The organism is Streptomyces sp. NBC_00388 (genome assembly GCF_036061255.1).
Lineage (GTDB): Bacteria > Actinomycetota > Actinomycetes > Streptomycetales > Streptomycetaceae > Streptomyces.
On the sequence record NZ_CP107948.1, the window covers coordinates 5,421,814 to 5,446,339 of the forward strand.

Annotated in this window: 24 protein-coding genes and 1 pseudogene; 20 read left to right on the forward strand and 5 right to left on the reverse strand. The window is 71.4% G+C overall.

What is annotated here, in order from left to right; genetic code table 11:
• The first annotated feature begins 162 nt into the window (after positions 1-162).
• From OG917_RS24310 to OG917_RS24325, 4 genes are read left to right on the forward strand one after another with little or no spacing between them, the layout of a single operon-like run.
• Complete coding sequence (locus tag OG917_RS24310; RefSeq protein ID WP_328319728.1) at positions 163-1,065, forward strand: ABC transporter ATP-binding protein; 903 nt, start codon at positions 163-165, stop codon at positions 1,063-1,065.
• Positions 1,062-1,847 carry an ABC transporter permease gene (locus OG917_RS24315; protein ID WP_328319729.1) on the forward strand — a complete coding sequence of 262 codons (786 nt, stop codon included), beginning with the start codon at positions 1,062-1,064 and terminating at the stop codon, positions 1,845-1,847. The genes OG917_RS24310 and OG917_RS24315 overlap by 4 nt, the downstream gene beginning before the upstream one ends.
• A 35-nt stretch (positions 1,848-1,882) precedes the next feature.
• Positions 1,883-3,190, forward strand: coding sequence for a sensor histidine kinase (locus OG917_RS24320; RefSeq protein WP_328319730.1), 1,308 nt, complete (start codon positions 1,883-1,885; stop codon positions 3,188-3,190).
• A complete protein-coding gene (locus OG917_RS24325) occupies positions 3,180-3,821 on the forward strand; it encodes a response regulator transcription factor (protein ID WP_328319731.1) in 642 nt (213 codons plus the stop codon). The genes OG917_RS24320 and OG917_RS24325 overlap by 11 nt, the downstream gene beginning before the upstream one ends.
• Before the next feature lie 38 nt (positions 3,822-3,859).
• Here the strand turns inward: OG917_RS24325 and glgX are convergent, their stop codons facing one another.
• Positions 3,860-6,121, reverse strand: coding sequence for a glycogen debranching protein GlgX (gene glgX / locus OG917_RS24330; RefSeq protein ID WP_443059011.1), 2,262 nt, complete (start codon positions 6,119-6,121; stop codon positions 3,860-3,862).
• 214 nt (positions 6,122-6,335) lie between these two features.
• On the opposite strand from glgX, the gene OG917_RS24335 reads away from it, so the two are divergent.
• The 9 genes and pseudogenes from OG917_RS24335 (at position 6,336) to OG917_RS24375 (ending at position 14,672) form a co-directional block, all read left to right on the forward strand.
• Complete coding sequence (locus tag OG917_RS24335) at positions 6,336-7,475, forward strand: L,D-transpeptidase (protein ID WP_328322148.1); 1,140 nt, start codon at positions 6,336-6,338, stop codon at positions 7,473-7,475.
• Positions 7,476-7,662: 187 nt separating this feature from the next.
• Positions 7,663-8,907 (forward strand): L,D-transpeptidase, encoded by a 1,245-nt coding sequence (locus OG917_RS24340; protein ID WP_328319732.1) that lies wholly within the window; start codon positions 7,663-7,665, stop codon positions 8,905-8,907.
• A gap of 95 nt (positions 8,908-9,002) precedes the next feature.
• On the forward strand, positions 9,003-9,770 hold the full coding sequence (locus OG917_RS24345; RefSeq protein ID WP_328319733.1) for an enoyl-CoA hydratase/isomerase family protein: 768 nt from the start codon (positions 9,003-9,005) through the stop codon (positions 9,768-9,770).
• Between the two features lie 220 nt (positions 9,771-9,990).
• The gene (locus tag OG917_RS24350; protein WP_328319734.1) at positions 9,991-10,515 is read left to right on the forward strand and encodes an ATP-binding protein; all 525 of its coding nucleotides are present in this window, start codon (positions 9,991-9,993) and stop codon (positions 10,513-10,515) included.
• Between the two features lie 294 nt (positions 10,516-10,809).
• The gene (locus OG917_RS24355) at positions 10,810-11,610 is read left to right on the forward strand and encodes a polysaccharide deacetylase family protein (protein ID WP_328319735.1); all 801 of its coding nucleotides are present in this window, start codon (positions 10,810-10,812) and stop codon (positions 11,608-11,610) included.
• The gene (locus OG917_RS24360; protein WP_328319736.1) at positions 11,607-12,809 is read left to right on the forward strand and encodes a YncE family protein; all 1,203 of its coding nucleotides are present in this window, start codon (positions 11,607-11,609) and stop codon (positions 12,807-12,809) included. Before OG917_RS24355 ends, OG917_RS24360 begins: the two co-directional genes overlap by 4 nt.
• A 126-nt stretch (positions 12,810-12,935) precedes the next feature.
• Positions 12,936-13,639, forward strand: a pseudogene (locus OG917_RS24365) (helix-turn-helix domain-containing protein).
• A 41-nt stretch (positions 13,640-13,680) separates the two neighbouring features.
• Positions 13,681-13,893 (forward strand): EF-hand domain-containing protein, encoded by a 213-nt coding sequence (locus OG917_RS24370; RefSeq protein ID WP_328319737.1) that lies wholly within the window; start codon positions 13,681-13,683, stop codon positions 13,891-13,893.
• Between the two features lie 92 nt (positions 13,894-13,985).
• Positions 13,986-14,672, forward strand: a complete 687-nt coding sequence (locus OG917_RS24375; RefSeq protein ID WP_328319738.1) for an ANTAR domain-containing protein — start codon at positions 13,986-13,988, stop codon at positions 14,670-14,672.
• A gap of 87 nt (positions 14,673-14,759) precedes the next feature.
• Here the strand turns inward: OG917_RS24375 and OG917_RS24380 are convergent, their stop codons facing one another.
• Entirely contained in the window at positions 14,760-15,980 is a 1,221-nt protein-coding gene (locus tag OG917_RS24380; RefSeq protein WP_328319739.1) for a glycoside hydrolase family 64 protein, read from the reverse strand.
• A gap of 445 nt (positions 15,981-16,425) precedes the next feature.
• Here OG917_RS24380 and OG917_RS24385 point away from each other — a divergent pair, with 445 nt between their 5' ends.
• Positions 16,426-17,085 carry an NADPH-dependent F420 reductase gene (locus OG917_RS24385; RefSeq protein ID WP_328319740.1) on the forward strand — a complete coding sequence of 220 codons (660 nt, stop codon included), beginning with the start codon at positions 16,426-16,428 and terminating at the stop codon, positions 17,083-17,085.
• 93 nt (positions 17,086-17,178) lie between these two features.
• Here OG917_RS24385 and OG917_RS24390 read toward each other — a convergent pair whose 3' ends face one another.
• Both OG917_RS24390 and OG917_RS24395 read right to left on the reverse strand, forming a co-directional pair.
• Positions 17,179-17,736, reverse strand: coding sequence for a glycoside hydrolase family 25 protein (locus OG917_RS24390; RefSeq protein WP_328319741.1), 558 nt, complete (start codon positions 17,734-17,736; stop codon positions 17,179-17,181).
• Between the two features lie 82 nt (positions 17,737-17,818).
• Positions 17,819-19,042 (reverse strand): beta-ketoacyl-[acyl-carrier-protein] synthase family protein, encoded by a 1,224-nt coding sequence (locus OG917_RS24395; protein WP_328319742.1) that lies wholly within the window; start codon positions 19,040-19,042, stop codon positions 17,819-17,821.
• A gap of 55 nt (positions 19,043-19,097) precedes the next feature.
• Between OG917_RS24395 and OG917_RS24400 the strand changes: the two genes are divergently transcribed.
• The gene (locus OG917_RS24400; RefSeq protein ID WP_328319743.1) at positions 19,098-19,694 is read left to right on the forward strand and encodes a TetR/AcrR family transcriptional regulator; all 597 of its coding nucleotides are present in this window, start codon (positions 19,098-19,100) and stop codon (positions 19,692-19,694) included.
• 141 nt (positions 19,695-19,835) lie between these two features.
• Here OG917_RS24400 and OG917_RS24405 read toward each other — a convergent pair whose 3' ends face one another.
• On the reverse strand, positions 19,836-20,666 hold the full coding sequence (locus OG917_RS24405; protein ID WP_328319744.1) for an SAM-dependent methyltransferase: 831 nt from the start codon (positions 20,664-20,666) through the stop codon (positions 19,836-19,838).
• Between the two features lie 300 nt (positions 20,667-20,966).
• On the opposite strand from OG917_RS24405, the gene OG917_RS24410 reads away from it, so the two are divergent.
• The 5 genes from OG917_RS24410 (at position 20,967) to OG917_RS24430 (ending at position 24,419) form a co-directional block, all read left to right on the forward strand.
• The gene (locus tag OG917_RS24410; protein WP_328319745.1) at positions 20,967-21,581 is read left to right on the forward strand and encodes an RNA polymerase sigma factor; all 615 of its coding nucleotides are present in this window, start codon (positions 20,967-20,969) and stop codon (positions 21,579-21,581) included.
• Between the two features lie 3 nt (positions 21,582-21,584).
• Positions 21,585-22,247 carry a hypothetical protein gene (locus OG917_RS24415; RefSeq protein WP_328319746.1) on the forward strand — a complete coding sequence of 221 codons (663 nt, stop codon included), beginning with the start codon at positions 21,585-21,587 and terminating at the stop codon, positions 22,245-22,247.
• Between the two features lie 99 nt (positions 22,248-22,346).
• On the forward strand, positions 22,347-22,976 hold the full coding sequence (locus OG917_RS24420; RefSeq protein ID WP_328319747.1) for a dihydrofolate reductase family protein: 630 nt from the start codon (positions 22,347-22,349) through the stop codon (positions 22,974-22,976).
• A gap of 256 nt (positions 22,977-23,232) precedes the next feature.
• Positions 23,233-23,703 carry a GtrA family protein gene (locus OG917_RS24425; RefSeq protein ID WP_328319748.1) on the forward strand — a complete coding sequence of 157 codons (471 nt, stop codon included), beginning with the start codon at positions 23,233-23,235 and terminating at the stop codon, positions 23,701-23,703.
• Positions 23,704-23,831: 128 nt separating this feature from the next.
• Complete coding sequence (locus tag OG917_RS24430; RefSeq protein WP_328319749.1) at positions 23,832-24,419, forward strand: Type-2Aa cytolytic delta-endotoxin; 588 nt, start codon at positions 23,832-23,834, stop codon at positions 24,417-24,419.
• Positions 24,420-24,526 lie beyond the last annotated feature (107 nt).

The following is a 24,526-nucleotide window of genomic DNA, read 5'->3' on the forward strand; positions in this document are numbered from 1 at the left end:
GCCCACTGGGTTTTGCGTCGGCCCGCGCTCCGCACGGCGGGTTCCGGCCGTCCCGCCGGGGGAGCACCGGGAGGTCGTACCCCGGCATCGGCCGATCGGCTGATGCCGGTTCGAGCGTCCTGGTGGATACCGCGGACGGCCGTGCCCCGGGAGCCTGTGGGTATGGCAATCATCGAAGTGGACGGGCTGCGGAAGGCGTACGGCGGCAAGCGCGCCGTGGACGGGGTGTCCTTCGCCGTGGAGGAAGGGGAGATCTTCGGGATCCTCGGTCCGAACGGCGCGGGGAAGACCACGACGGTGGAGTGCGTCGGGGGGCTCCGGATCCCCGACGGGGGCGTGGTGCGGGTGGCCGGTTTCGATCCCATCGCCGACCACGACCGGGTGACGCGGATCCTCGGCGCGCAGCTCCAGCAGAGCGAACTCCAGCCGAAGATCACTGTGCGTGAGGCGCTCGAACTCTATTCGTCCTTCTACCCCCACCCGGCGGACTGGCGCCCGCTGGCCGAGCGGCTGGGACTCGCCGAGAAGGCGGACTCCCGGTTCGCCAAGCTCTCCGGCGGCCAGAAGCAGCGGCTCTCCATCGCGCTGGCGCTGATCGGCAACCCCGGGGTGGTCGTGCTCGACGAGCTGACGACCGGGCTCGACCCGCGGGCCCGCCGTGACACCTGGCAGCTGATCGAGGAGATCAGGGACGGGGGAGTGACGGTCCTGCTCGTCACCCACTTCATGGAGGAGGCCCAGCGCCTCTGCGACCGCGTCGCCGTGATCGACAAGGGCCGGGTCGCCGCGCTCGACACCCCGGCCGGCCTCATCCGCCGCTCGTCCGGCTCGACCGTCATCTCCTTCACCCCCTCCCGGCCGCTCGACGCCCGTGAGCTGGACGCGCTGCCCGCCGCGGCATCCGTCCAGCACCGGGACGGGGCGCTCGTCATCGAAGGGACGGACGAGACGGTCAACGCCGTCATCACCCTGCTCGCCAGGCACCACATCACCGCACACCAACTCCGGGTCACCGACGCCACGCTGGACGACGCGTTCCTCGACCTGACAGGAGCCGCAGCATGAGCACAGCGACCGCCACCACCGGTACGGGGGCCACCGCGCGGACCGGTGCGTCCGCCGCCGTCCTGCGGACCGAGTACACACTCTTCCGCCGTGAGCCGGCCACCATCTTCTGGGTCATGGTGTTCCCCACCGTCCTGCTGGTGATCCTCGGCTCCATCCCCTCCTTCCGGCAGCACGACTCATCCGTCGGCGGCCAGACACTGGTCAGCGCGTACGTCCCGGTCACCGTGCTGCTCGCGATGATCATGGCCGGGCTGCAGGCGATGCCCCAGGTGATCACCGGGTACCGCGAGCGCGGCATCCTCCGCCGGATGTCCACCACGCCGGTCAGGCCGCACGCGCTGCTCACCGCGCAGATGGGGCTGCACGGCGCCGCGGCCCTCGTCTCGGCCGCGCTCTCGCTCACCGTCGCGCGGACCGTCTTCGACGTCGCGCTGCCCCGGCAGCTCTTCGGCTACCTGCTCTCGCTGGCCCTGTCGATCTGCGCGGCGCTCGCCCTCGGCTCGCTGGTCGCCGCCCTCTCGCGCAACCAGAAGGTCGCGAACGCCATCGGCTCCGCCGTGCTCTTCCCGATGATGTTCTGCGCCGGGGTCTGGCTGCCCGTCCAGGCCATGCCGGACGCGCTGGCCAACGTCGTCGAGCTGACCCCCTTCGGCGCCGCGGCACAGGCGCTCAACGAGGCCGCGACCGGCGACTGGCCCGGCTGGACCCACCTGGGCGTGCTCGCCCTGTGGACCCTGCTGCTGTCCGCCGGGGCCAACCGCTGGTTCCGTTGGGAGTGACGGCAGCCACGGGCCGGTACGGGCAGACTGGGCGGATGACTACGGACCCGGCCGGCCCCGCGGACCGGCCCGCACCCCGGGCCCCCGCGCCCGTGGACGCCACCAGGCTGGGCGTCGGATGGGCCGCCTTCCACCGCTGGGGCCCCTACGCCCTGCTCGCCATCTCCACCCTCGCCGCGGGCGCCACCGCCCGCGTGCTGCACATGACCCGGCACGAACTGGTCGCGGCGGCGGCCCTCACCGCGGCCGGGACCGTACTCCAGCTCTGGCAGGGCCACGCGGCCCGCACCCGGCCGGGCCCCTCGACGGCCGGCACCTGCTACTACGTGCTGCGCTGGGCGATCGCCTTCGCCCTGACCTGGCTCAACCCGTTCTACGCGTTCTACGCGGTCACCGGTTACTTCGGCGCCGAACGGCTGCTGCCCCGCAGGCTGGTACGGGTCGGCCTGCTGGCCAGCGCGGTCACCATGTCGGGTTCGCAGTCCGGCGGGCTGCCACCGCACGGCTCCATGGGCTGGGTGGTCTTCGGCGCGCTGTTCGCGGTCAACGTCACCCTGCTCATCGTCTTCACCCACCTCGCGACCCTGGAGGAGGAGCGGGCCACGGAGCAGACCGAGACCATCGGCGAGCTGGAACGCACCAACGTCCGGCTCCAGCAGGCGCTCGACGAGAACGCGGCCCTGCACGCCCAGCTCCTCGTCCAGGCACGGGAGGCCGGCGTCGCCGACGAGCGCCGCAGGCTGGCCGCCGAGATCCACGACACCATCGCCCAGGGGCTCGCGGGCATCATCACCCAGCTCCAGGTCGTCTCCGTCTCCAAGGCCCCGGACACCGCCCGCGAACACCTCGCCCGCGCGCAGGAACTGGCCCGTCACAGCCTCGGCGAGGCCCGCCGCTCGGTGCAGAACCTCAGCCCGGTCGCGCTGGCCGAGGCATCGCTCCCCGAAGCGCTCAAGGGACTGGTCGCCCAGTGGTCGGAGGGGGCGGGCGTACGCGCCGCGTTCACCGTCACCGGGACCGCGGAGCCGCTCCACGACGAGGTGGAGGCGACGCTGCTCCGGATCGCCCAGGAGGCGCTGGCCAACACCGGGCGCCATGCCGGGGCGGCCCGGGTGGGCGTCACCCTCTCGTACATGGACGACGAGATGGCCCTCGACGTCCGGGACGACGGCCGTGGCTTCGACCCGCTCGCGGTGGCGCCGCGCAGCACCGACGGAGGCTTCGGGCTGGGCGGGATGCGCGCACGCGCCGAGCGGATCGCGGGCACCGTGGAGGTCGAGTCCGAGCCGGGGCACGGCACGGCGGTGTCGGCTCGCGTACCTTTGGTCCGCCATGAACTCTGAAGTCATCTCGCTGCTGATCGTCGACGACCACCCCGTGGTACGGGACGGTCTGCGCGGCATGTTCGCCGGCGCCCCCGGTTTCCAGGTGCTCGGCGAGGCCGCCGACGGGGTCGAGGGTGTCGAACTCACCGTCCGGCTGGACCCCGACGTGGTCCTCATGGACCTGCGGATGCCGGGCGGCAACGGGGTCGATGCCATCGCCGAGCTGGCCCGCCGGGGCAGCCGCGCCAAGGTGCTCGTCCTGACGACGTACGACACGGACTCCGACACCCTGCCGGCCATCGAGGCGGGCGCCACCGGCTACCTCCTCAAGGACGCCCCGCGTGACGACCTCTTCACCGCGGTACGGGCGGCGGCGGACGGCCGCACGGTGCTCTCGCCGGCGGTCGCGTCCCGGCTCGTCTCGCGGGTGCGCGCCCCGGCGGCGCGGGGCCACGACGCGCTGAGCACCCGCGAACGCGAGGTGCTCGTGCTGGTCGCCAGGGGCACCTCCAACCGGGACATCGCGCGTGAGCTGTTCATCAGCGAGGCGACCGTCAAGACCCATCTGACCCACATCTACGGGAAGCTGGACGTCAAGGACCGGGCGGCGGCCGTCGCGGTGGCGTACGACCGCAAGATCCTCGGCTGACGCCTCCTGTCTCCCGGCGCGCCCTCACAGGACAGGCCTCAGGCCCTTACCTTCAGCAGCAGCACCGTCCTGGCCGGCACCGTGAGCGCGGCGCCGCCCGGGTGGAGCGTCCCCGGAGCACCGCTCTGGTCCTCCCGGGAGGTGTCGACGAGCAGTTCGTAGGTGTCCGCCCACGGCGGCCCGGGGAGCAGGAAGTCCACCGGCCCGTCCGCCGCGTGCAGGACCGTGAGGAAGCTGTCGTCGGTCACCCGCTCGCCCCTCGCGTCCCGGCCGGGGATGTCGCCCCCCGAGAGATAGACCCCGAGGGTGGAGGCCGGTGCGTACCAGTCCTCCTCGGTCATCTCCCGGCCGTGCGCGGCGAACCACGCCAGGTCCCGCAGTCCGTCGCCCGCGCGCGTCCCGGAGAAGAACGCCCGGCGGCGCAGCACCGGATGGGCGTGGCGCAGCGCCAGCAGCCGCGACGTGAGGCGGAGCAGCATCCGCGGCCCCGGCTCGTCGAGCAGTGTCCAGTCGACCCAGCTGACCTCGTTGTCCTGGCAGTACGCGTTGTTGTTGCCGCCCTGTGTGCGCCCCATCTCGTCACCCGCGACGAGCATCGGCACCCCCGTCGACACCAGCAGCGTCGTGAGCAGCGACCGCAACTGCCTCCGGCGCAGCGCGCCGACGCCGGGGTCGTCGGTCGCGCCCTCGGCGCCGCAGTTCCACGACCGGTTGTCGTCGGTGCCGTCCCTGTTGTCCTCGCCGTTGTCCTCGTTGTGCTTGTGCTGGTAGGAGACCAGGTCCCGCAGGGTGAAGCCGTCGTGCGCGGTGATGAAGTTGACGGAGGCCTGGGGCCGCCGCCCGCCCCACGCGTACAGATCGCTGGAGCCGGAGAGCCGGTACCCCAGATCGCGCACGTCGGGCAGCGCGCCCCGCCAGAAGTCCCGCACGGCGTCCCGGTAGCGGTCGTTCCACTCCGTCCACAGCGGGGGGAAGGCGCCCACCTGGTATCCGCCGCTGCCCACGTCCCACGGCTCCGCGATCAGCTTGACGCGCCGCAGCACCGGGTCCTGGGCGATCACCGCCAGGAACGGCGAGAGCATGTCGACGTCGTGGAACGACCGGGCGAGCGCGGCGGCCAGATCGAAGCGGAAACCGTCCACCCCCATCTCGGTGACCCAGTAGCGCAGCGAGTCGGTGATCAGCCGCAGCACATGGGGCTGCACCACGTGCAGGGTGTTGCCGCAGCCGGTGTAGTCCGCGTACCGCCGCGGATCGTCCTGGAGCCGGTAGTAGCCGCGGTTGTCGATCCCGCGCAGCGACAGCGTCGGCCCCAGCTCGCCCGCCTCGGCCGTGTGGTTGTAGACCACGTCGAGAATGACCTCGATGCCCGCGGCGTGCAGGGCCTGCACCATCCGCTTGAACTCGCCGACCTGCTCGCCGCCGGTCCCGGACGCCGCGTATCCGGCGTGCGGGGCGAAGTAGCCGACCGAGTTGTAGCCCCAGTAGTTCCTCAGTCCGCGCCGCAGCAGATGGTCCTCGTGCGCGAACTGGTGCACCGGGAGCAGCTCGACGGCCGTCACCCCGAGCCGTACCAGGTGGCCGATCGCCGCCGGATGGGCCAGGCCCGCGTACGTCCCGCGCAGCTCCTCGGGGATCGAGGGGTGCCGTTTGGTGAAGCCGCGCACATGCAGCTCGTAGATGACGGTGTCGGACCACGGGGTCTTGGGCCGCACGTCGTCGGCCCACTCGTCGCCCGGGGTGTCGTCGTGGACGACGACACCCTTGGGCACGTGCGGCGCCGAGTCGCGCTCGTCGCGCACGGTGTCGGCGACCTCCTGCTCCGGCCAGTCCCTGACGTGCCCGTACACCTCGGGGGGCAGCCGGAACTCCCCGTCCACGGCGCGCGCGTACGGATCGAGGAGCAGCTTCGCGGTGTTCCAGCGGGCACCCGTCCACGGGTCCCACCGGCCCCGGACGCGGTAGCCGTACCGCTGGCCCGGCCGTACACCGGGCAGGAAGCCGTGCCAGATCTCATGGGTCAGCTCGGTCAGTTCGCGGCGCGTCTCGCGGCCCGCCGCGTCGAAGAGGCAGAGCTCGACGGCCTCGGCGCCGCCCGCCCACAGTGCGAAGTTGGTGCCGGCGACCCCGTCCGGCCCGACCCGGTAGCGCGCTCCCAGCGGCGTAGGGGTGCCCGGCCACACGGTCACGGCGTCCGGCGCCACACCCGGTGCGGCGTCCGGCGCCGCACGGGGCGCTGCTTCCGGCACCGCGTGCGGCACCGCTTCCGGTGCGGTCTCCTGCTCGGCTGCGCTCGACACCTGGCGGCCTCCCGCGGCTCATCGGGACCGGCGGCGCGTCGGGCCCCGGCGTCCCGGCCGCGGCTCCCTCGCATGGTCCTCGCTCTTGTTCTGCCCGCAACAACCGGCAATCTCACGTTTCCCCCGCAGGGGGGTGGTCGTTGAGCGGTCCGTGAGACAACTGACAAAGCGGACACAGGCGGGCGTCGCGGCCGTACTCGTATGGGCGGGACTGATGGCGGGGCTGACCGGGTGCGGAGCCGGTTCCGACGGCAAAGCGCGGGCTCCGGAGGAAGCCATCCGGGTGGTGCCGGACGACGGCGCGAAGGGCATCGGTGCACACGAGAAGGTCGAGGTGCGGGTGCCGGAAGGACGGCGGCTCGAACAGGTCACGGTCTACGGCGTCACGGACGGGCGCCGCGAAGTGCTCCCCGGCAGCGTCTCGGGCGACGGCCGTACATGGAAGCCGGACGGCGGCCGGCTGGGGCTCGGCGCCGAGTACTCGGTGGACGCGGTGGCCTCCGACGGGGGCGGCCACACCCTGGCCCGCCACACCACGTTCACCACATTCGTGCCCCCGCACCGCTTCATCGGCTACTTCACTCCGGAGAACGCCTCCACCGTCGGGACGGGCATGATCGTCTCCTTCGGCTTCAACCGCCCCGTCGAGAACCGCGCCGCCGTGGAGCGGGCGATCCGTGTCACGTCCAGCCCCGCGGTAGCGGTCGCGGGCCACTGGTTCGGCAGAAGCCGGCTGGACTTCCGCCCGAGGTCCTACTGGCGGCCAGGGACCCGGGTCTCGGTCGGGATGCGGCTGCGGGACGTGCAGGCGTCGCCGGGGGTGTACGGCGTCCAGCAGAAGACCGTCGCCTTCACGGTGGGCCGCTCCCAGGTGTCCCTGGTCGACGCGGCGGCGCACACCATGGCGGTACGCCGTGACGGCGCCCTGCTGACGACCCTGCCGGTCACCGCGGGAGCGAGGAAGCACACCACGTACAACGGGAAGATGGTCGTCATGGAGAAGCACGCCGTGACCCGGATGAACGGCCGGACGGTCGGTTTCGGCGGTGAGTACGACATTCCGGATGTCCCGCACGCGATGCGGCTGACCAGGTCGGGGACCTTCCTGCACGGCAACTACTGGGCGCCCGCCGGTGTCTTCGGCAAGGTCAACACCAGCCACGGCTGCGTCGGGCTGCGCGATGTGCGCGGCGGCAGCGCCCAGTCCCCGGCGGGCTGGCTCTTCGACAGCACGCTCGTCGGCGATGTGGTCGAGGTCGTCAACTCCCCGGACACCACGGTCGCCCCGGACAACGGGCTCGGCGGCTGGAACCTGGACTGGGCCCGCTGGAGGTCCGGCTCGGCGCTCGGCTGACCGCCGCCGCCTGCTCCCGCGCCCCCATGACCTGCGCGCCCGGGCCCGGTTGGAACGGAACGGTGACATTGCCGGGGAACCCGGCGGGCCCGCGCTGCGATTATTCTGTGAACAGTGCGCGCGGACACGGCGCGCGGGGGCACCTGCTCCGGCGGAGCCGGGCGGTGCACGAGGGGAGACCACCATCGTGAACGGGCGACCGATATCGGGGACATCGGCCGGGGGACGGCCGGCGCGCGGGCGGGCCGGCCTGCCGGCTCTGCTGGCGGGCGCGCTTCTTCTGCTCGTCACGGCGTGCGGCGGTGCGGGGAGCGACGGCAACGGCGCGAAGGCGGAGCAGAGTTCGGGCAGCACGGCGGACTCCGCGGCCTCGCAGGCCGTCGTGACCGTGGCCCCGAAGGACGGCGCTGTGTCCGTGGCCACCAGTGACGCCCTGAAGGTCACGGCGGGCAAGGGCCGGTTGACCTCCGTCACGGTCAAGGACGCCAAGGGCAACGAGGTCGCGGGCCGCATCGCGGCGGGCGGCGCCAGCTGGCAGCCGCTCCAGCACCTGGCCGCGGCGACCAGGTTCAAGGTCCACGCGGTCGCCAAGGACGCCAGGGGCCGGGAGTCCGCGAAGGACACGGCCTTCACCACGCTGGTGCCGAAGAACACCTTCCTCGGCCAGTACACGCCGGAGGACGGCGCGACCGTCGGCGTCGGCATGCCCGTCTCGATCCGTTTCACCCGCGGGATCACGCATCCCGGGGACGTCGAGGACGCGATCAAGGTGACGGCCGATCCCACCGTACCGGTCGAGGGCCACTGGTTCGGCAACGACCGCCTCGACATCCGCCCCGAGAAGTACTGGGCGGCCGGCACCAAGGTGACCGTGAAGCTGGATCTCGACGGGGTCGAGGGCCGGCCCGGGGTGTACGGCAAGCAGACCAGGACCGTGAAGTTCACCGTGGGCCGCTCCATGGTCTCCACGGTGGACGCGGACCGGCACACCATGAAGGTCGTCCAGGACGGCAAGCTGATCAGGACAGTCCCGATCAGCGCGGGCGCCCCGGCGACCACGACGTACAACGGCCGGATGGTCATCAGCGAGAAGTACGCGGTGACCCGGATGAACGGCGCCACCGTCGGGTTCGGCGGCGAGTACGACATCAAGGACGTGCCGCACGCGATGCGCCTGTCCGACTCCGGCACCTTCGTGCACGGCAACTACTGGGCGTCCACGAGCACGTTCGGCGCCGCCAACACCAGCCATGGCTGCGTCGGCCTCCACGACGTACGCGGCGGCTGGAGCAAGCAGACACCCGCCGCCTGGTTCTACAACAAGTCGATCGTCGGTGACGTGGTGGTCGTGAAGAACTCGCACGACAAGACGATCCAGCCGGACAACGGGCTCAACGGCTGGAACATGTCCTGGGCGGACTGGAAGAAGTAGCGTTCCCGGCCCTCCGGGCCTCCGCCGCCGCGGCCCGGCGCACTGTGACCAAGTGCACCGGGCCGCAGCGCGTTAGCCGCCGTTAACCTGCTGTCATGACAGTCACCCTCGAAGTCTCCGAAGGCGTCGGCACGATCCGTCTGGACCGCCCGCCGATGAACGCGCTCAACATCGCGATCCAGGACCGGCTGCGCGAGCTCGCCGAAGAGGTCTCCCACCGCGACGACGTACGCGCCGTGGTGCTCTACGGCGGCGAGAAGGTGTTCGCGGCCGGGGCGGACATCAAGGAGATGCAGGTCATGGACCACGCGGCCATGGTCCAGCGCTCCCGCGCCCTGCAGGAGTCCTTCACCGCTGTGGCCCGGATCCCCAAGCCCGTCGTCGCCGCGGTCACCGGTTACGCCCTGGGCGGCGGCTGCGAGCTGGCGCTCTGTGCCGACTTCCGCATCGCGGCCGACAACGCCAAGCTCGGCCAGCCCGAGATCCTGCTGGGCCTGATCCCGGGCGCCGGCGGTACACAGCGGCTCTCCCGGCTGATCGGCCCGTCCAGGGCCAAGGACCTGATCTTCACCGGCCGTCAGGTCAGGGCGCCGGAGGCGCTGGACCTCGGCCTGGTGGACCGGGTCGTCCCGGCGGCCGAGGTCTACGAGCAGGCGCACGCGTGGGCGGCCCGGCTCGCCCAGGGCCCGGCCATCGCGCTGCGTGCCGCCAAGGAGTCGGTGGACGCGGGCCTGGAGACCGACCTCGACACCGGACTCGCCATCGAGCGCACCTGGTTCGCCGGGCTCTTCGCGACGGAGGACCGTGAACGGGGCATGCGCAGCTTCGTCGAGGAGGGCCCCGGCAAGGCCAAGTTCCGCTGAGGGATACCCGGTTGGGTGGATTAGCCGAGCCTTAAGGCAACCTTAAGGCCTGAGTGATCACTGCTCTTGAATTTCGTTCATGAGGAGAGAATCACCGCAGCTCAGGACGGGTTTGGCGACCTCTGAATTGCCTTGCGCATATGCCAAGAGGCAGGGAGTCCGGACGCGTTTTCCGGCTGCGGATCCACCGGAACGGCCCCGGGGGCCGTTTCCGCCCGCCATGATGGAGGGCATGGCGGGCCTGGAGGGTGTCGAGGAACCGCGGCAGCGTACCCATGTGGATGCTGCGCGATGGGTGTCGGCCGTGGAGGACGAACAGGCCCGTGAAGCACTGGAGTTGCACGGAAGTCCCACGGACGCGGAGGTGCGCCTCGCGTCGCGTCCGGAGTCCGCGGCGACGGCGCGGCGGCTGACCCAGGCCGTGGTGCTGCGCCAGTGGGGGCTCTCCCCGCAGACCGCCGAGCACGCGGTGTTACTCGTCTCGGAGCTCGTCGGCAACGCGGTCCGCCACACCGGCGCCCGGGTCTTCGGGCTCCGCATGCTGCGCCGCCGGGGCTGGATCCGGGTGGAGGTGCGCGATCCGTCCCGCGGGCTGCCCTGTCTGATGCCGGTACAGCCGATGGACGTCAGCGGGCGCGGTCTCTTCCTGGTCGACAAGCTCTCGGACCGCTGGGGGGTGGATCTGCTGCCGCGCGGCAAGACCACCTGGTTCGAGATGCGGGTCGCAGACCGCCAGCCGTCCTGAGGCCCGCTCCGTGCCCGGTGGAGTACCCGGGCTGTGCCTGGAGGGCCCGTGCCGCGCGGGAAGTGCCCGGGCGGTACTTGCGCCACCCGGTTGTACCCATCCGGATCGCGACATGATGTCTGTTAATCGAAGGTCACGTGAACATCTGACCTGGATATCCGTGCCCAGGTGTCAGGTGTAGCCGCTGATCGTCGGATCCGGCCCCGGATAACCGCTCCTGGTGGGTCCCTGCCGACATCGGTGCGCACGGAGGCAAAAAGGGCCGGTTCGGCTGATTCCTCATTAAATGGTCGCGTGACTGAGATAAGCCGCCGCAGCGCACTGCGGGCAGGAGCCGGCGCGGCCGTCGCCGGAGTGTTCGCCGCGGGCTGTTCCGGCGGTGCACCCGCCACGGCCCCGGCCCCCGACGAGGCCCGCCCTGCGCGCTCCCCCTCGGCCCGGGCCCGGCCCCCGGCGCCGCTCCACGCCCCGGCCCCCCTCGCCTTCGCCGGGCAGCCGGTCCAGATCGGGAACGGCCCCCGCGACCGCCCCCGGGTGGCGCTCACCTTCCACGGGCAGGGCGATCCCGCCATCGCCAAGTCCGTGCTCTCCGAGGCCGAACGGGCCGGTGCGCGGATCACCGTCCTCGCCGTCGGCACCTGGCTCGACGAGCATCCGGAGATGGCCCGCAAAATCCTCGACGGCGGCCACGACCTTGGCAACCACACCCTCCACCACACCTCCATCTCGGCGATGGGCGAGCAGGAGGCGTACGCCGAGATCACCGGCTGCGCCGACCGGCTGCGGCGGCTCACGGGCTCCATCGGCACCTGGTTCCGCCCCTCGCGCACCCAGAACGCGACCCCGCTGGTCCAGCGGCTCGCGGCGCGCGCCGGATACCCGCACGTGCTCTCGTACGACACCGACTCCCTCGACTACACCTCGCCCGGCACCGCGGCCGTCGTCCGCAACGTCACCGGGGCGGTGCGCTCCGGTTCGGTGGTCTCGATGCACTTCGGCTACCGCGACACGGTCGCCGCGCTGCCCGCCATCCTCGACGCCCTCGACCGCCGCGGGCTGCACGCGGTGACGACTACGGAGCTGCTGACGTCATGATCACCATGCGTACCACCAGGCTCTTCGCCGCCGCTGCCACCACCGGCCTCGCTCTCGTGCTCGGCGGCTGCGGTTCGTCCGGCGGGACCGGACAGGCCCACCCGGACGCCAGGGCCACCACTGCCGCCGCCGCGCCACGCGGCACCGCGGCGAGGACCGCCGAGCCGGCGCCGCTGGCGGGCATGCCCCCGGTCCTCGATCCGAGGGACCTGTACGCGGCGGACCGGCCCGGCAGACTCTCGCCGGTCGTCAGGAAGTTCCCGTCCCTGGTCTACGTACCGAACACCAACTCCAACACGGTCGACGTGATCGACCCCAAGACGTACAAGGTCGTCCGCACCATCCCGGTCGGAGTGCAGCCGCAGCACGTCGTGCCCTCCTGGGACCTGAAGACGCTCTGGGTCAACAACGACCGGGGCAACACGCTCACGCCGATCGATCCGGCGACGGGCAAGGCGGGGAAGGCCCTCGACGTCCACGACCCGTACAACCTCTACTTCACACCCAACGGGAAGTACGCCATCGTCATGGCCTCGCTCGACCACCAGCTGGTCTTCCGCGACCCGCACACCATGAAGGTCAGGAAGACCCTCCCGGTGACATGCGCGGGCGTCAACCACGCGGACTTCTCGGCCGACGGACGGTACTTCATCGTCTCCTGTGAGTTCTCCGGTGAGCTGCTCAAGGTCGACACCGAGAAGATGAAGGTGGTCGGCCAGCAGAAGCTGCCCTTCAAGGGGGCCATGCCGCAGGACGTGAAGATCTCCCCGGACGGCCGGACCTTCTACATCGCCGACATGATGGCCGACGGTGTCTGGGTGCTCGGCGCCGACAAGTTCACCACCCCGAAGCTGCTGCACACCGGCAAGGGCTGCCACGGGCTCTACATCAGCCGGGACTCCAAGGAGATGTACATCTCCAACCGGGGCGAGGGCACGATCTCGGTCTTCGGATTCCCGCAGAACAAGCTCGTCAAGAAGTGGGTCCTGCCCGGCGGCGGGAGCCCCGACATGGGCGGCGTCTCCGCCGACGGCAAGGTGCTCTGGCTGACCGGCCGTTACAACGCCGAGGTGTACGCGATCGACACCACCAGCGGCAAGCAGCTCGCCCGCATCCCGGTCGGCAGCGGCCCGCACGGACTCGCCGTGTATCCGCAGCCCGGCCGGTACTCACTGGGACACACCGGGATCTTCCGCTAGGCCCCGGCCCTGCCAGGGGCCCCGGCGAGAACCGGCAGGACCGGCCCGGGCGATGGCCCCCCGGCGCGCACGGGTGTCTGCTGGACTCTTGAGTCTCCACCCGCTGGAGGGAACACACTCGCAGACATGAACGACGAAGGACCCGGAGTCCTCACCATCGGGCAGCTCTCCCGCCGTACCGGGCTCCCGGTCAGGACCATCCGCTACTGGTCGGACATCGGCGCCCTGCCGCCCGCCGGGCGGTCGGCAGGCGGCTACCGGCTCTACGACGCCGCAGGCGTGGCCCGGCTCGAACTGGTCCGCACCCTGCGGGAGCTCGGCCCCGGACTCGACGCGGTGCGCCGTGTGCTGTCGGGGGAGAGCGGTATCGCGGACGTGGCCGCCACTCATGTGGCCGCCCTGGACGCGCAGATCCGCTCACTGAGACTGAACCGGGACGTGCTGTCGGCCGTCGCGAAACGCGCGGCGGGCGCGGAGGAGACGGCGCTCATGAACAGGCTGGCCAGGCTGTCCACCGCGGAACGCAACCGCATCATCGAGGGTTTCACCGATGAGGTGTTCGGTGGCCTCGACACCGCCCCCGGCGTCCAGGAGCGTGTCCGGCGCACCGTCGTCGAGCTGCCCGACAGGCCTCCGGCATCCTGGACGAGCTGCTCGGCGCCGACACGGACCGGGACGCGCTGCTCCAGCGGCTGGCGGGCGCCGGCTTCGCCGAGGCGGACCGCTACCGGCGGCTGATGGCGGTCGTCAACGGCCGGGAATCCCAGCCTCGGCACCACGAGGACTTCGCCTGGCTGGCCGCGGCACTGCGGGCCCACCCTGCCGGTTAATCTGACATACGTCAGACACGTACCAAGAAGGGGTGGACCCAGTGGCGGACAAAGAAGAGGCCCGCAAGGCGTTCGAGCGTCTCGACGTCGACGGCGATGGCCGGATCACGGCGAGCGAGTACAAGAGCGTCATGGCGCAGCTCGGTGACTTCCACGTGACCGAGACAGTGGCTCAGTCCATCATCAGGTCCAAGGACGCCAACGGCGACGGCAAGCTCTCCTTCGAGGAGTTCTGGGCGTCGCTGAACAAGTAACGGCACGTGGCGCGCACGCCCCCCGGCCCGTCCGGGGGGCTGTCGTGCGGTACGGCTCCGGGCTCTGCCACGCCTGGGTAATCTGGCCCGACATGGACCCGGAACAGCAGTGGATGCGCAGCGCCCTCGGGCTCGCGGTCGCCGCGGCCGACGAGGCACGGTCACCCTCGCTCGTACGGCAGTTGTGCCAGGACTGCACGGCGCTGCTCCGGCTCTCCGGGGCTTGCGTGACACCGGCCGACGACGCCGGAACACTTCAGGGAGAACCGGGCCCCGAGTGCCTGCGCGAGGACCGCGCGCTGCTCAACATCGACCTGCGGCAACAGGCCGCGCGCTGGCCCCGGTTCACCGGCCGCGCCCTGGCGGACGGCCACACCGTCGTGACGCTGCTGCCGCTGCACGACAGCACCGGCCGCCCCCGCGCCGTACTCCAGCTGTTCGGCCGCGACCGGGAGCTGTCCCCTGCCGAGACCGACTCCGCCCAGTGGCTGGGCGACCTGACCATGGTGCTCCGGGACCAGAGTGACGAGCTGCGCGGCCACCGCGAGACCGCCGGGCAGCTCAGCCGGGCGCTGAACAGCAGAGTCGTCATCGAGCAGGCCAAGGGCATGCTCGCCGAGCGGCTGGGGACCGGTACGGGCGAGGCCTTCGGTGTGCTGCGCGGCCACGCCCGGTCGAACCGGCTGAAGCTGGCCGATGTGGCCGGCGCCGTCGTGGCCCGCGAACTCCGCATCGGCGCGCCGCGATCCGCGCCGCAGTCAGCGCCGCCCTCCGGCTGAGCGGCTCCCGGTCGGGCGGCGCCGCGCCGGCGCGGGCCCCGGCGCGCTGCCAGGACCCGCCCCCGCCCCCGTCGTCCGCCTGGTCGCTCAGGACCCGACGGACACCGTGAAACGCACCGGGTTGCCGTCGTTCGCGGCGCCCGAGACATCGGGCTGGCCGTCGGGGACCACGTCGTCGTACGGGAAGGCGTACCCGATCGGCGAGTTGGCGTGGAGCACCCGCGCCCAGTGGTTGGTGACGTCCCCCTGGTAGTAGTCGGCCGCCGTGGTGCCGTTCGGCTGGCTGGGGTGGGTGAGCATGATCGACCGGTTGAACCCGGCCGCGATCCTGGCGAGCAGCGCCTTCTTGTCGTCCGGGTCGCCCGGGTTGTTGGCGAAGGGGCCGTCGTTGCAGGTGAAGATGGACTTCGAGTCGGGCTTGGCGAAGGTGTGGCCCCCGTCGAAGGTGAGGACGTCGCCACTCACCCGGCCCTTCAGACTGCCCTTGCCGCCCTGCAGGTCGATGGTGAGGTCGGTGGAGCTGTACTTCTCCCAGACCTGGTCCGTGTAACCGGTCCACAGGTCGCCGAACGGTGTCGCGCCGGGGGAGGCGGACGCCATCAGGTGCTGCGGCGAGACCACCCGGAGCACCTTGCCGTCGGAGCCGTGGATGACCAGCTTGTCCCAGGGCTGCCCGTCCTTGGCCGCCTGGGTGGTGAGGTCGGCGGCGATCTTGTCGACCGCGCCGTCGGGGAGCGGGGCGACGGTGTGGTTGGTGGTGCCCGTGAGCGAGAGCCCGATGGGCAGGGCGGTCACCAGGTCGACGTAGGAGATGTTGGCGTAGAGCTGGTCCGGGTTGAAGGTGAACTCGCAGAACGACCAGGTGCGGCCGTAGTTCGGGTCCGCTGCCGTGGCGAAGGCAGGTTCGACCAGGGCCGGGCCCGGGTTAAGGAAGAAGTCGAGCGTGTCGTCCCGTACGAAGTAGACCCGGGCGCCGTACATCTGAGGAAGCGTCAGCACAACCGGGCCGGCGCCCGCGCCCTTCAGCGGGATGGCGCAGTCGACGGGCAGGGGGGTCTGCGGGGCGGATGGCGAGTCCGGGTGGTAGACGCTGCCGTCGGCGCGCAGCAGTACCCACCGGTCGGTGCCCTGCTCGTGGCCGGTGACGTACGCGTTGACGTTGCCGGGCAACGACTTGTTCTCCAGAGCCAGTTCGCAGGTGGCGGCGGCGGCCGACGCGCGTGGGCTCAGCGCGCTTCCCCAGGCGGGGTAGGTGAGTGCGGTCGCGGTCGCCGCGGCGCCGGTCAGGAACAGTCTGCGGGATATCACGCAAGTCTCCTGTGGTCTGTGGGGGGCGGAGCGCGGGAGGGTGGTGGAGCAGTGGGGGGTGCCCTCCCGCATGGCCCTTACTGTTGCGAGGCTCGGGAGGCAGGTCAATACCTAGAGCTGAGAGCGCTCTCATAAACTTCTCCGCCTTCACGACTTGAAGGCGGAGAAGGGCGGCATCCGGTCCCGAATCAGGCACGAAGCGGGCACGAAGCGGGCGCCGTACCGGGGCTGTGGCGGCGGAATATGTCAGTCGGGTGAACGGAAGTCCGCGACGGAATAGCCCGGCCGCCGGGCAGGTTGGCCACCGATGCGACGGGGCGGCACGTGCCGGGGTCCGGTGCCCGGCGACACGGCATCACGCGAACGAGCACTGCTCCGCCACCGCACCACCTGACCCGGCACCGCACCCCACAGCATCCGGAACATACGCAGCGGAGGGCACACCATGAAGATCGGCATCATCGGCGCCGGCCACATCGGCGGCAATCTGACCCGGCGGCTCACGGCGCTGGGGCACGACGTGTCCGTCGCCAACTCCCGCGGCCCGCACACCCTGGGAGAGCTGGCCGAGGAGACGGGCGCGACCCCCGTACCGGTGGCCGAGGCGGCGCGCGGCGCCCAGGTCGTCGTCATCACCATCCCGGTGAAGGCCGTGCCGGACCTGCCGTCCGGACTGCTCGACGCCGCTGCTCCGGGGGTCGCCGTGATCGACACCGGCAACTACTACCCGCGCCAGCGGGACGGGCGGATCGACGCCATCGAGGACGGGCTCCCGGAGAGCCGCTGGACCGAGCAGCAGATCGGCCACCCGGTCATCAAGGCGTTCAACGGGATCTACGCCCACCACATCATTGACGAGGCGCGCCCCCAGGGGGCGGCGGGCCGGCTCGCGCTGCCGGTCGCGGGTGACGACACGGCCGCCAAGCGGACCGTGCGTGAACTGATCGACGAGATCGGCTTCGACACCGTCGACGCGGGCGGTATCGACGAATCCTGGCGCCAGCAGCCTGACACCCCCGTCTACGGTCTCTCGGCCGGTACGGAAGGCGTCACCAAGGCGCTGGCCGCCGCCCCGCGCGAGCGCCCCGCCGCGTTCCGGGCCTGACGCCTGACGCCTGACGCCTGACGCCTCACGGGTCGCCGGTCCGGACACCGGACGGCCGGATGCCCGGCCGGCTGTCTCTCCCGCGCCTCGTCCCTACGGTGTGGCCCACTCCTTCAGCGCGCTCTTGCTCGCGAAGCGTGAGTGGGCCACATTCTTGTCGAGCGGGCTGTCGGTGTACTGGTGGAAGGTCCACGCCGCCTTGATCCTGGGCTTGCCCGCCGTGGTGTAGTCCGCGATCCAGAGCCCGTCCCCGGCGTACGACGTGGTGTCGTGGTTCAGCCAGAAGTCGCGGTTCGTGTACAGCAGTACGCGGTTGTGGGGCCGCAGCTTCTTCACCGCTCTGATGAAGCTGTCCTTTTCGGCGTTGCTCGCCCGGGTGTGGTCACCCGTGGTCTCCCAGTCCACCGCGAGCAGATCGCCCGCCTTCTCGGGTGCCTTGCTCACGAAGTACTCGGCCTGCGTCTGGATGTTCCCCGGCCACAGGAAGTGGTAGAAGCCGGTGACGCAACCACCGTCACGGGCCAGCTTGGTCTGGGTGGTCAGCCGTGGATTGACGTAGGTGTGGCCTTCGGAGGCCTTGATGAAGACGAAACTCAGGCCGTCGGTGTCGAACGACGACTGGTAGGTGCTGACATCGATGCCGTGCAGCATGGTGCACCGCCTCCCGGCGAGTCGTGGAACTTCGGTATTCACCGTTCCACTTACCCAGTCCTGAGGCTTCGACCTCATTCGCTCACCCGGGCGATGTGAGCACCAGGGAGACGTTGTGGCCCCCGAAGCCGAACGAGTTGGCCAGGGCGGCTTCCCAACGCCCCGTGCGGGCCGCCCCGGTGACGACGTCGAGGGGGACCCGCTCGTCGATCCGGGTCAGATTCCGGGTCGGCGGGACGGACCCGTCCCGCAGGGCGAGTACTGCCGCGATCGCGCCCAACGCGCCGGACGCGCCCAGCAGATGCCCCGTCATGGACTTGGTGGCCGTGACCACCGGGTGGGTGCCGATGGCTGCGGCGACAGCTGCCGCCTCGGCGAGATCGCCCTGTGGGGTCGACGTGGCGTGAGCATGGACGTGCCCGATGTCCCCGGGGCCCAGCTCCGCGTCCCGCAGCGCCTTGCGGATCGCCCGGGTCTGGCCCTCGGGGTCGGACGCGGTGATGTGCCCGGCGCTGGACGTCGTACCCGCGCCGGCCACTGCTCCGTACACTCGTGCGCCGCGTGCGCGGGCGTGCGCGGCCCTCTCCAGTACCAGGACGGCGGCGCCCTCGCCCAGGACGAAGCCGTTGCGTGCCGAGTCGAACGGGCGTGAGGCGCCGTCTGGATCGTCGTTCGACACGGACAGCGCCCTCATCTGCGCGAAGGCGGTCATCGGCAGCGGATGCAGGCTCGCCTCGGAGCCGCCGGCCACCACGATGTCGGCCCGTCCCGCCCGGATGAGGTCCAGGCCCTGTGCGATGGCCTCCGCCCCGGACGCGCAGGCGCTCACCGGGGTGTGTGCTCCGCCCCGCGCACCCAGGTCGATGGAGACCCACGCGGCGGGCCCGTTGGCCATGAGCATGGGGACGGTATGCGGCGAGACCTTCCTGGGGCCCGCCTCCTCCAGGACGCGGTTCTGCCCGAGCAGCGAGAGCACCCCGCCGGTCCCCGTGCCGATCACGACCGCGAACCGTTCCGGATCGACTCCGGGGGCGCCCGCGTCCGTCCAGGCCTCCCGGGCGCTGACGAGTGCGGCCTGCTCGCACCGGTCGAGCCGGCGGGCCTCGGTGCGCTTCAGTGAATCCGCCGGGTCCTGGCGCATTCGCGCCGCGATCCGCACCGGCAGCCTCTCCGCCCAGCCCGCACCGTCCAGGCTGCTGATTCCGCTCGCGCCTGCCGTCATCGCGGCCCAGGTACTGGGGACATCGCCGCCCAGGGGTGTGGTGGCCCCCAGCCCGGTGATCCAGACATCCGTTCTTGTCGCCATGGCGGGGACGGTAGCCAACCATCCAGTTGGTTGGCAACCCGGGTACGATCCCCCCATGACGACCAGCGCCCGTACCGAAGGAACTCGCGCCCGCTTGCTCGCGGCGGCCCGCACGGAATTCGCCGAACACGGGATGGGCGGCGCACGCGTCGACCGCATCGCGCTCCGGGCGGAGGCCAACAAGGAGCGCATCTACGGGTACTTCGGCAGCAAGGAGAAGCTGTTCGCCGCAGTCGTAGCGGAAGCGCTGGACACGCACGCGGTGCGGGTGGGGCTGCCGGACGGCGACCCGGGCGAGTACGCGGGACGGGTGTTCGACTTCCACCGGGACAACCCCGAGCTGACCCGGCTGATGATGTGGGAGGCCCTGTACTACGGGGACGCGGCGCCGCCCGACAGCGGGGCGCGCGCCGCGCACTACGCGCGGAAGGCCGCCGCACTGGCCGCATCGACCGGCGGGCGGCTCGCGGGGGACGCCGCCGCCACGTTTCTCGCGCTCATCGGTGTGGCGGTCTGGCCGCTGGCGTTCCCGCAGATGGCCCGGCTGGTCCTGGGTGCGGGCGAGGGGCCGCAGGACGTCGCCAGGCTGCGGGCGTACGTGGTGGAGACGGCCGGCGCGCTGGCGGCCTCCTGCCCAGACCCGGGGGCGTGAGCCCGCGCGGGAAGGCGCGGCGTGCGCGCCGCGGCGCACTGGCCGCCGTACCGGAACCACGCCTCGTCCCGGGCCGGACCTCGCCGCGGCAGCCGGGTCGCCGGTCCCGGGTCGCCGGTCCCGGGTCGGCTGGGCCCGGCCTCAGGGCTTCCGGGCCACCGCCGCATAGCAGGCGGCGTCCGCATCGCTGACCTGACCGGGCTCCCTCGGGTCGTCCGGCCGCCACCGGTAGGACACCGTGACACCGGGGTCGACGAGCTCCCATCCGTCGAAGAAGCGGCTGAACTCCGCCCGGGTGCGGAACTGGAGCGGCGTACCGGCCGCGGTGTAGATCTCGATCATGCGGTTCATGGTCTCGGCGTCGAAGTCCGGAGTGGCATGCGACAGGGCGAGCGTGCTCCCCGGGGCGAGCGCGTCCTTGTACTGCTCGATGATCGAATACGCGCCGTCGGCGTCGGTGACGAAGTGCAGCAGCGCGTTGAGACTCAGGGCGACGGGGCGGCTCAGATCGAGGGTGTCGCGCAGCGCGGCCGATTTCAGCAGGGTCCCGGGATCCGTGGCGTCGGCCTCGACGTAGGCGGTCCGCCCCTGAGGTGTGCTGCGGAGCAGCGCCTGGGCGTGGGCGAGCACGATGGGGTCGTTGTCGGCGTACACCACGCGGGCCGCGGGCACGGACAGCTGGACCACTTCGTGGAGGTTGGGAGAGGTGGGGATGCCGGTGCCTATGTCGAGGAACTGGCACAGCCCGCTCTCCGCGGCCCACCGGGTGGCGCGGTGCATGAACTCCCGGTTCGTCCGGGCCGCGACCCGCACACCGGGAAATGCTGCGAGCACCCTGCCGACCGCCTCCCGGTCGGCGGTGAAGTTGGTGGTGCCGCCCAGGTAGTAGTCGTACATCCGGGCGGAGTGCGCCCGGTCCAGCTCCAGATCGACCGAACTCGCGCCGGGGTCCTGCCCCTTGTGGTCCGCCATGCCTGCCTCCCCTTGTCGGTGTGCCGCTCGTCAGCACCCTGCCCGCCGGACCGCGCGAGAACGCGGACCGGCTCCGGCCAACTCCGGTCAACTCCGGAAAACGGAACCGTCCGACTGTATTTTCGGGTACACACTTACGAGCCCAACGTAACGAGACGAACACCGATGGCAGCTTTCGTATGCGTCGCGGCGCGGATGTGCGGACCATGGTGTGCGCCGGCGTACGAGGGCGTATCCCTAGCACCGGACGCCGGTTCCAGCGGGGAACCGGCGCGGCAGCACAGCAGAGCAGGTACGTGAATGCGTCGAACCACCGCGGCAGAGCCCACCGCCTTACGGGCGTCGACCTCAGGCCTGTCGGCGCGCCGGCTGCACATGGTCTGCGAGGCGTTCTGCGCCGAGCACCACGAGGAGTGGCAGGCCTACGCCTCCCTGCAGGTGGGTGACGCCGCGACGGCACACGGTCTGGTCGGCGAACTCAGGAGCAGGCTCACACTCCACTGGGAACACGCGCTGCGTCAGGAATCGGTCGAGGGACACGCCTGGAAGATCTTCAAGGAGATCGTCTTCGAGTGGCTGGACCAGCGCGGTCTGGAACCGGCACTGGCCCGGAGCGCCGCGCCCCTCCGGGTGTTCGAGGACATCCTGGGCGCGTGCCGTCCGGCCGCCCCCGGCTCCGTCCGTGCCGGTGCGCACCGGACGGAGCCACGGCTGCGGCTCTATGCAGCGGTCGCCGGACTCCCGGAACGCCAGTACGACGTGCTGCTGCTCCGGTACGTGCTGCAATACGATCAGGCCCGCACCGCATTCATCATGGGCGTCCCCCAGGAGACGGTCCGCTCGCACATCCGGCACGCGAAGCGGAAACTGGCTCTGGACCTCGGCCTCACATGGGTGCCCAGCCCTGGGGAGTAGCGCATGGACGGGAAGCACGGGCGAGACCCCGAACCGGGCGCCGCCCACCCGGCGTTCGCACCCCGCACCCCGCACCCCGCACGGCACGACGCCCCGGCGACGGACGGCCAGGACTGCTGCTCCGGCCGGCCGGACCCCGACGGCCCGCGCGTCCCGCCGCGCCCCGATGCCCCGGCCCCCTCGCCCTACCCGACCGCGTACGAGCAGGCCGCCCACGAGCTGGGTCTGACCTGCGCGCTGGTCCTGAACGCGCCCCAGGCGGCGGCCGGACTCTCCCTGCTGGTGGACGAGCAGCGCCCCGACCCGGGGGGCGCCCTGGTGCTCGCCGCGCTGCTGCACATCACCGGCCGGTACGACGCGGCGCGTTCCTGGTGGCAGTTCGCCGCGGGCGCCGGCTGCAGGACCGCCGCGTACGCGCTCTTCCTCGACCACCGGCGCCGCGGCGAGTACCGGGACGCCAAGTACTGGCGCACGCGGGCCGCCGCTCTGGCCACGCCCCGCCCGGCCCCCCGGGCGGAGCGCCCCCTGCCTCCCGCGCCCCGGCCCGACCTGCTCCCCGAGGAAGCCCGCCACAGCCTGCTGGCCCAGCTTCACCAGGGCCTCCCCGCGCACCTGCCCCTGGCGCTGGCGCAGGTGGTCGACCGGCTGTACGCGACGGGGGAGTAGGAGCCGGTCTACCGGACAGCCGGTCCACCGGACGATGAGTTCTCGCCGGCCGGGGAGTCATTCCTGTGAAGCAGAAACCGCACCCCGGAGGGCAGCACCATGGGCAAGCTGATCGTCACCGCGTTCACCACTCTGGACGGCGTCATGCAGGCCCCGGGCGGGCCGGGCGAGGACGTCGACGAGGGCTTCGAGCACGGCGGCTGGCAGGTCCCGTACACCGATCAGGACTTCATGCGTCTCATGAAGGATCTCTTCGAGCACAGCGCGGACCATCTCCTGCTCGGCCGCCGGACCTACGACATCTTCGCCTCGTACTGGCCGCGCATCACCGACGAGAACAACCCGATCGCAGTGAAGCTCAACACCATGCCCAAGTACGTCGCCTCCCGCACCCGCGACAGCCTGGACTGGCACAACTCCCACCTCCTCAAGGGTGAGGCAGCGGAGTCCGTCGCCGTGCTCAAGGAACGGCTCGACGGCGTGATCATGACGCAGGGCAGCAGTGACCTCATCCGCACGCTGCAGCGGCACGATCTCGTCGACGGCTACCGGCTGATCGTCAACCCCGTGATCATCGGCACCGGGAAGCGCCTCTTCGCCGAGGGCGCCGCGCCCACCGCCTGGACTCTGACCGAGTCCCGCGCCACCAGCACGGGCGTCCAGTACTGCGCCTACGAGCGAGCGGGCAAACCGGAGTACGGATCCTTCCTGCTGGACGAGGAGGCGTGAGAGCGCGCGCCACGCGTCTCCCCGGCTCCCACGCGCCACCCGTGCCCGGTTCTTGATCGCCTTGACAGGCCGACGGCCCGTGGGAGGCTGGAAGGGACGGTGCGGGGCGGTAGGCCCGAGCGCTGAGAAGTGAGCGGCACCTCCCCCGAGGGGCGCGCCACTGCACGGCGACCCTGTCACCACAGGGCGCCCCGCCGCTCGCCGCGCGGCCCGCCCGCGCCCCGGCCGGCCACCCGCCTCCGGAGGATCAGCGCCGATGCCTGTACGAACCGAGCAGCCCTCCCACGCGAATCCGTCGTCTCCCCGCGCACGGGAGGTCGTGAAATTCGCGGTAGTCGGCGGGCTCGGCGTCGCGGTCAACCTCCTGGTGTTCAACCTCCTGCGCCACGGCACCTCGATTCCGGTGGTGAGCGCGAGCGTCGTCGCCACGGTCGTCTCGATCGTCTTCAACTACATAGGGTTCCGCTACTTCGCCTACCGGGACCGGGACAAGAGCGGCTGCACCCGCGAGATGGGGCTCTTTCTGCTGTTCAGCGTCGCCGGGCTGGTGATCGAGAACGGCATTCTCTACCTGGCGACCTACGGATTCGGCTGGGACAGCCCGCTGCAGAGCAACGTATTCAAATTCATCGGCATCGGAGTCGCCACACTCTTCAGATTCTGGTCCTACCGCACCTGGGTCTTCCGGGTGCTTCCGGCCACCGGTGCCGGCGCCCGGCGCTCATGAGGAGCGGGGCGCGTTCCGGCGCCCCGCCACCGTACGCACGCGACGTCCGCGCACCGGGACGCCCCGGCACCGCACGGAGCCCGCTCGGCATACTGACCCCTTCTGATCATCGCGACACAGGAGGAGTCATGGCCGGTAATTTCCGAACCGTCATCGATGTGGGCCCGGACCATCTGGAACAGGCACGGGCGATCGACCGGGTGTTCCAGGACGCGATCGCCCCCGCGACCGTCAATTTCGACTTCGACAACATCCGGGAGGCCGCCGCCGCCATACCGGACGGCGCCATCGTCAAGATGGTGCGCGGCTGGGGGCTCCAGGAGTACGGGCCGATCATGCTGATGGTGCTCTCCCTGAAGGAGGCTGTGCGCCAGGCGCTGCCGTCCGAGTTCGCCGGCGCCTCCTTCTGGGCCACCATCGAGGAGGAGCTCGTCCACGCCTTCACCGGTCTCGCCGCGCAGGAGGGCGAGCCGGGGCTCTCGTACTACGACGAGGACGCGGACCGCACCAGCTTCTACCGGGACCTGTTCTTCGCCCTCCAGGACGAGGAGACCGGGACCGGGATGTACGCCATCGCCTTCTGCGTGGACGCGACCATCGGCCTCGGCAGGGCACAGGCCGGCGCCCTGGAACCCACGGACGTCGCCCGCTTCGCGGTCCGGCTCAACGCGATCGTGGTGCGTCAGGAGCTGCGGCCGGTCCCGGCCGCCGTCTGACGGACGACACCCCGCACGGCCCGCCGTCCCGGGCCGCGGGAAGGCGCGTCAGGACCAGGAAGTCCCGCGCCCGGACCGGAGAGCCCCGGACCGGAGAGCCCCGGACC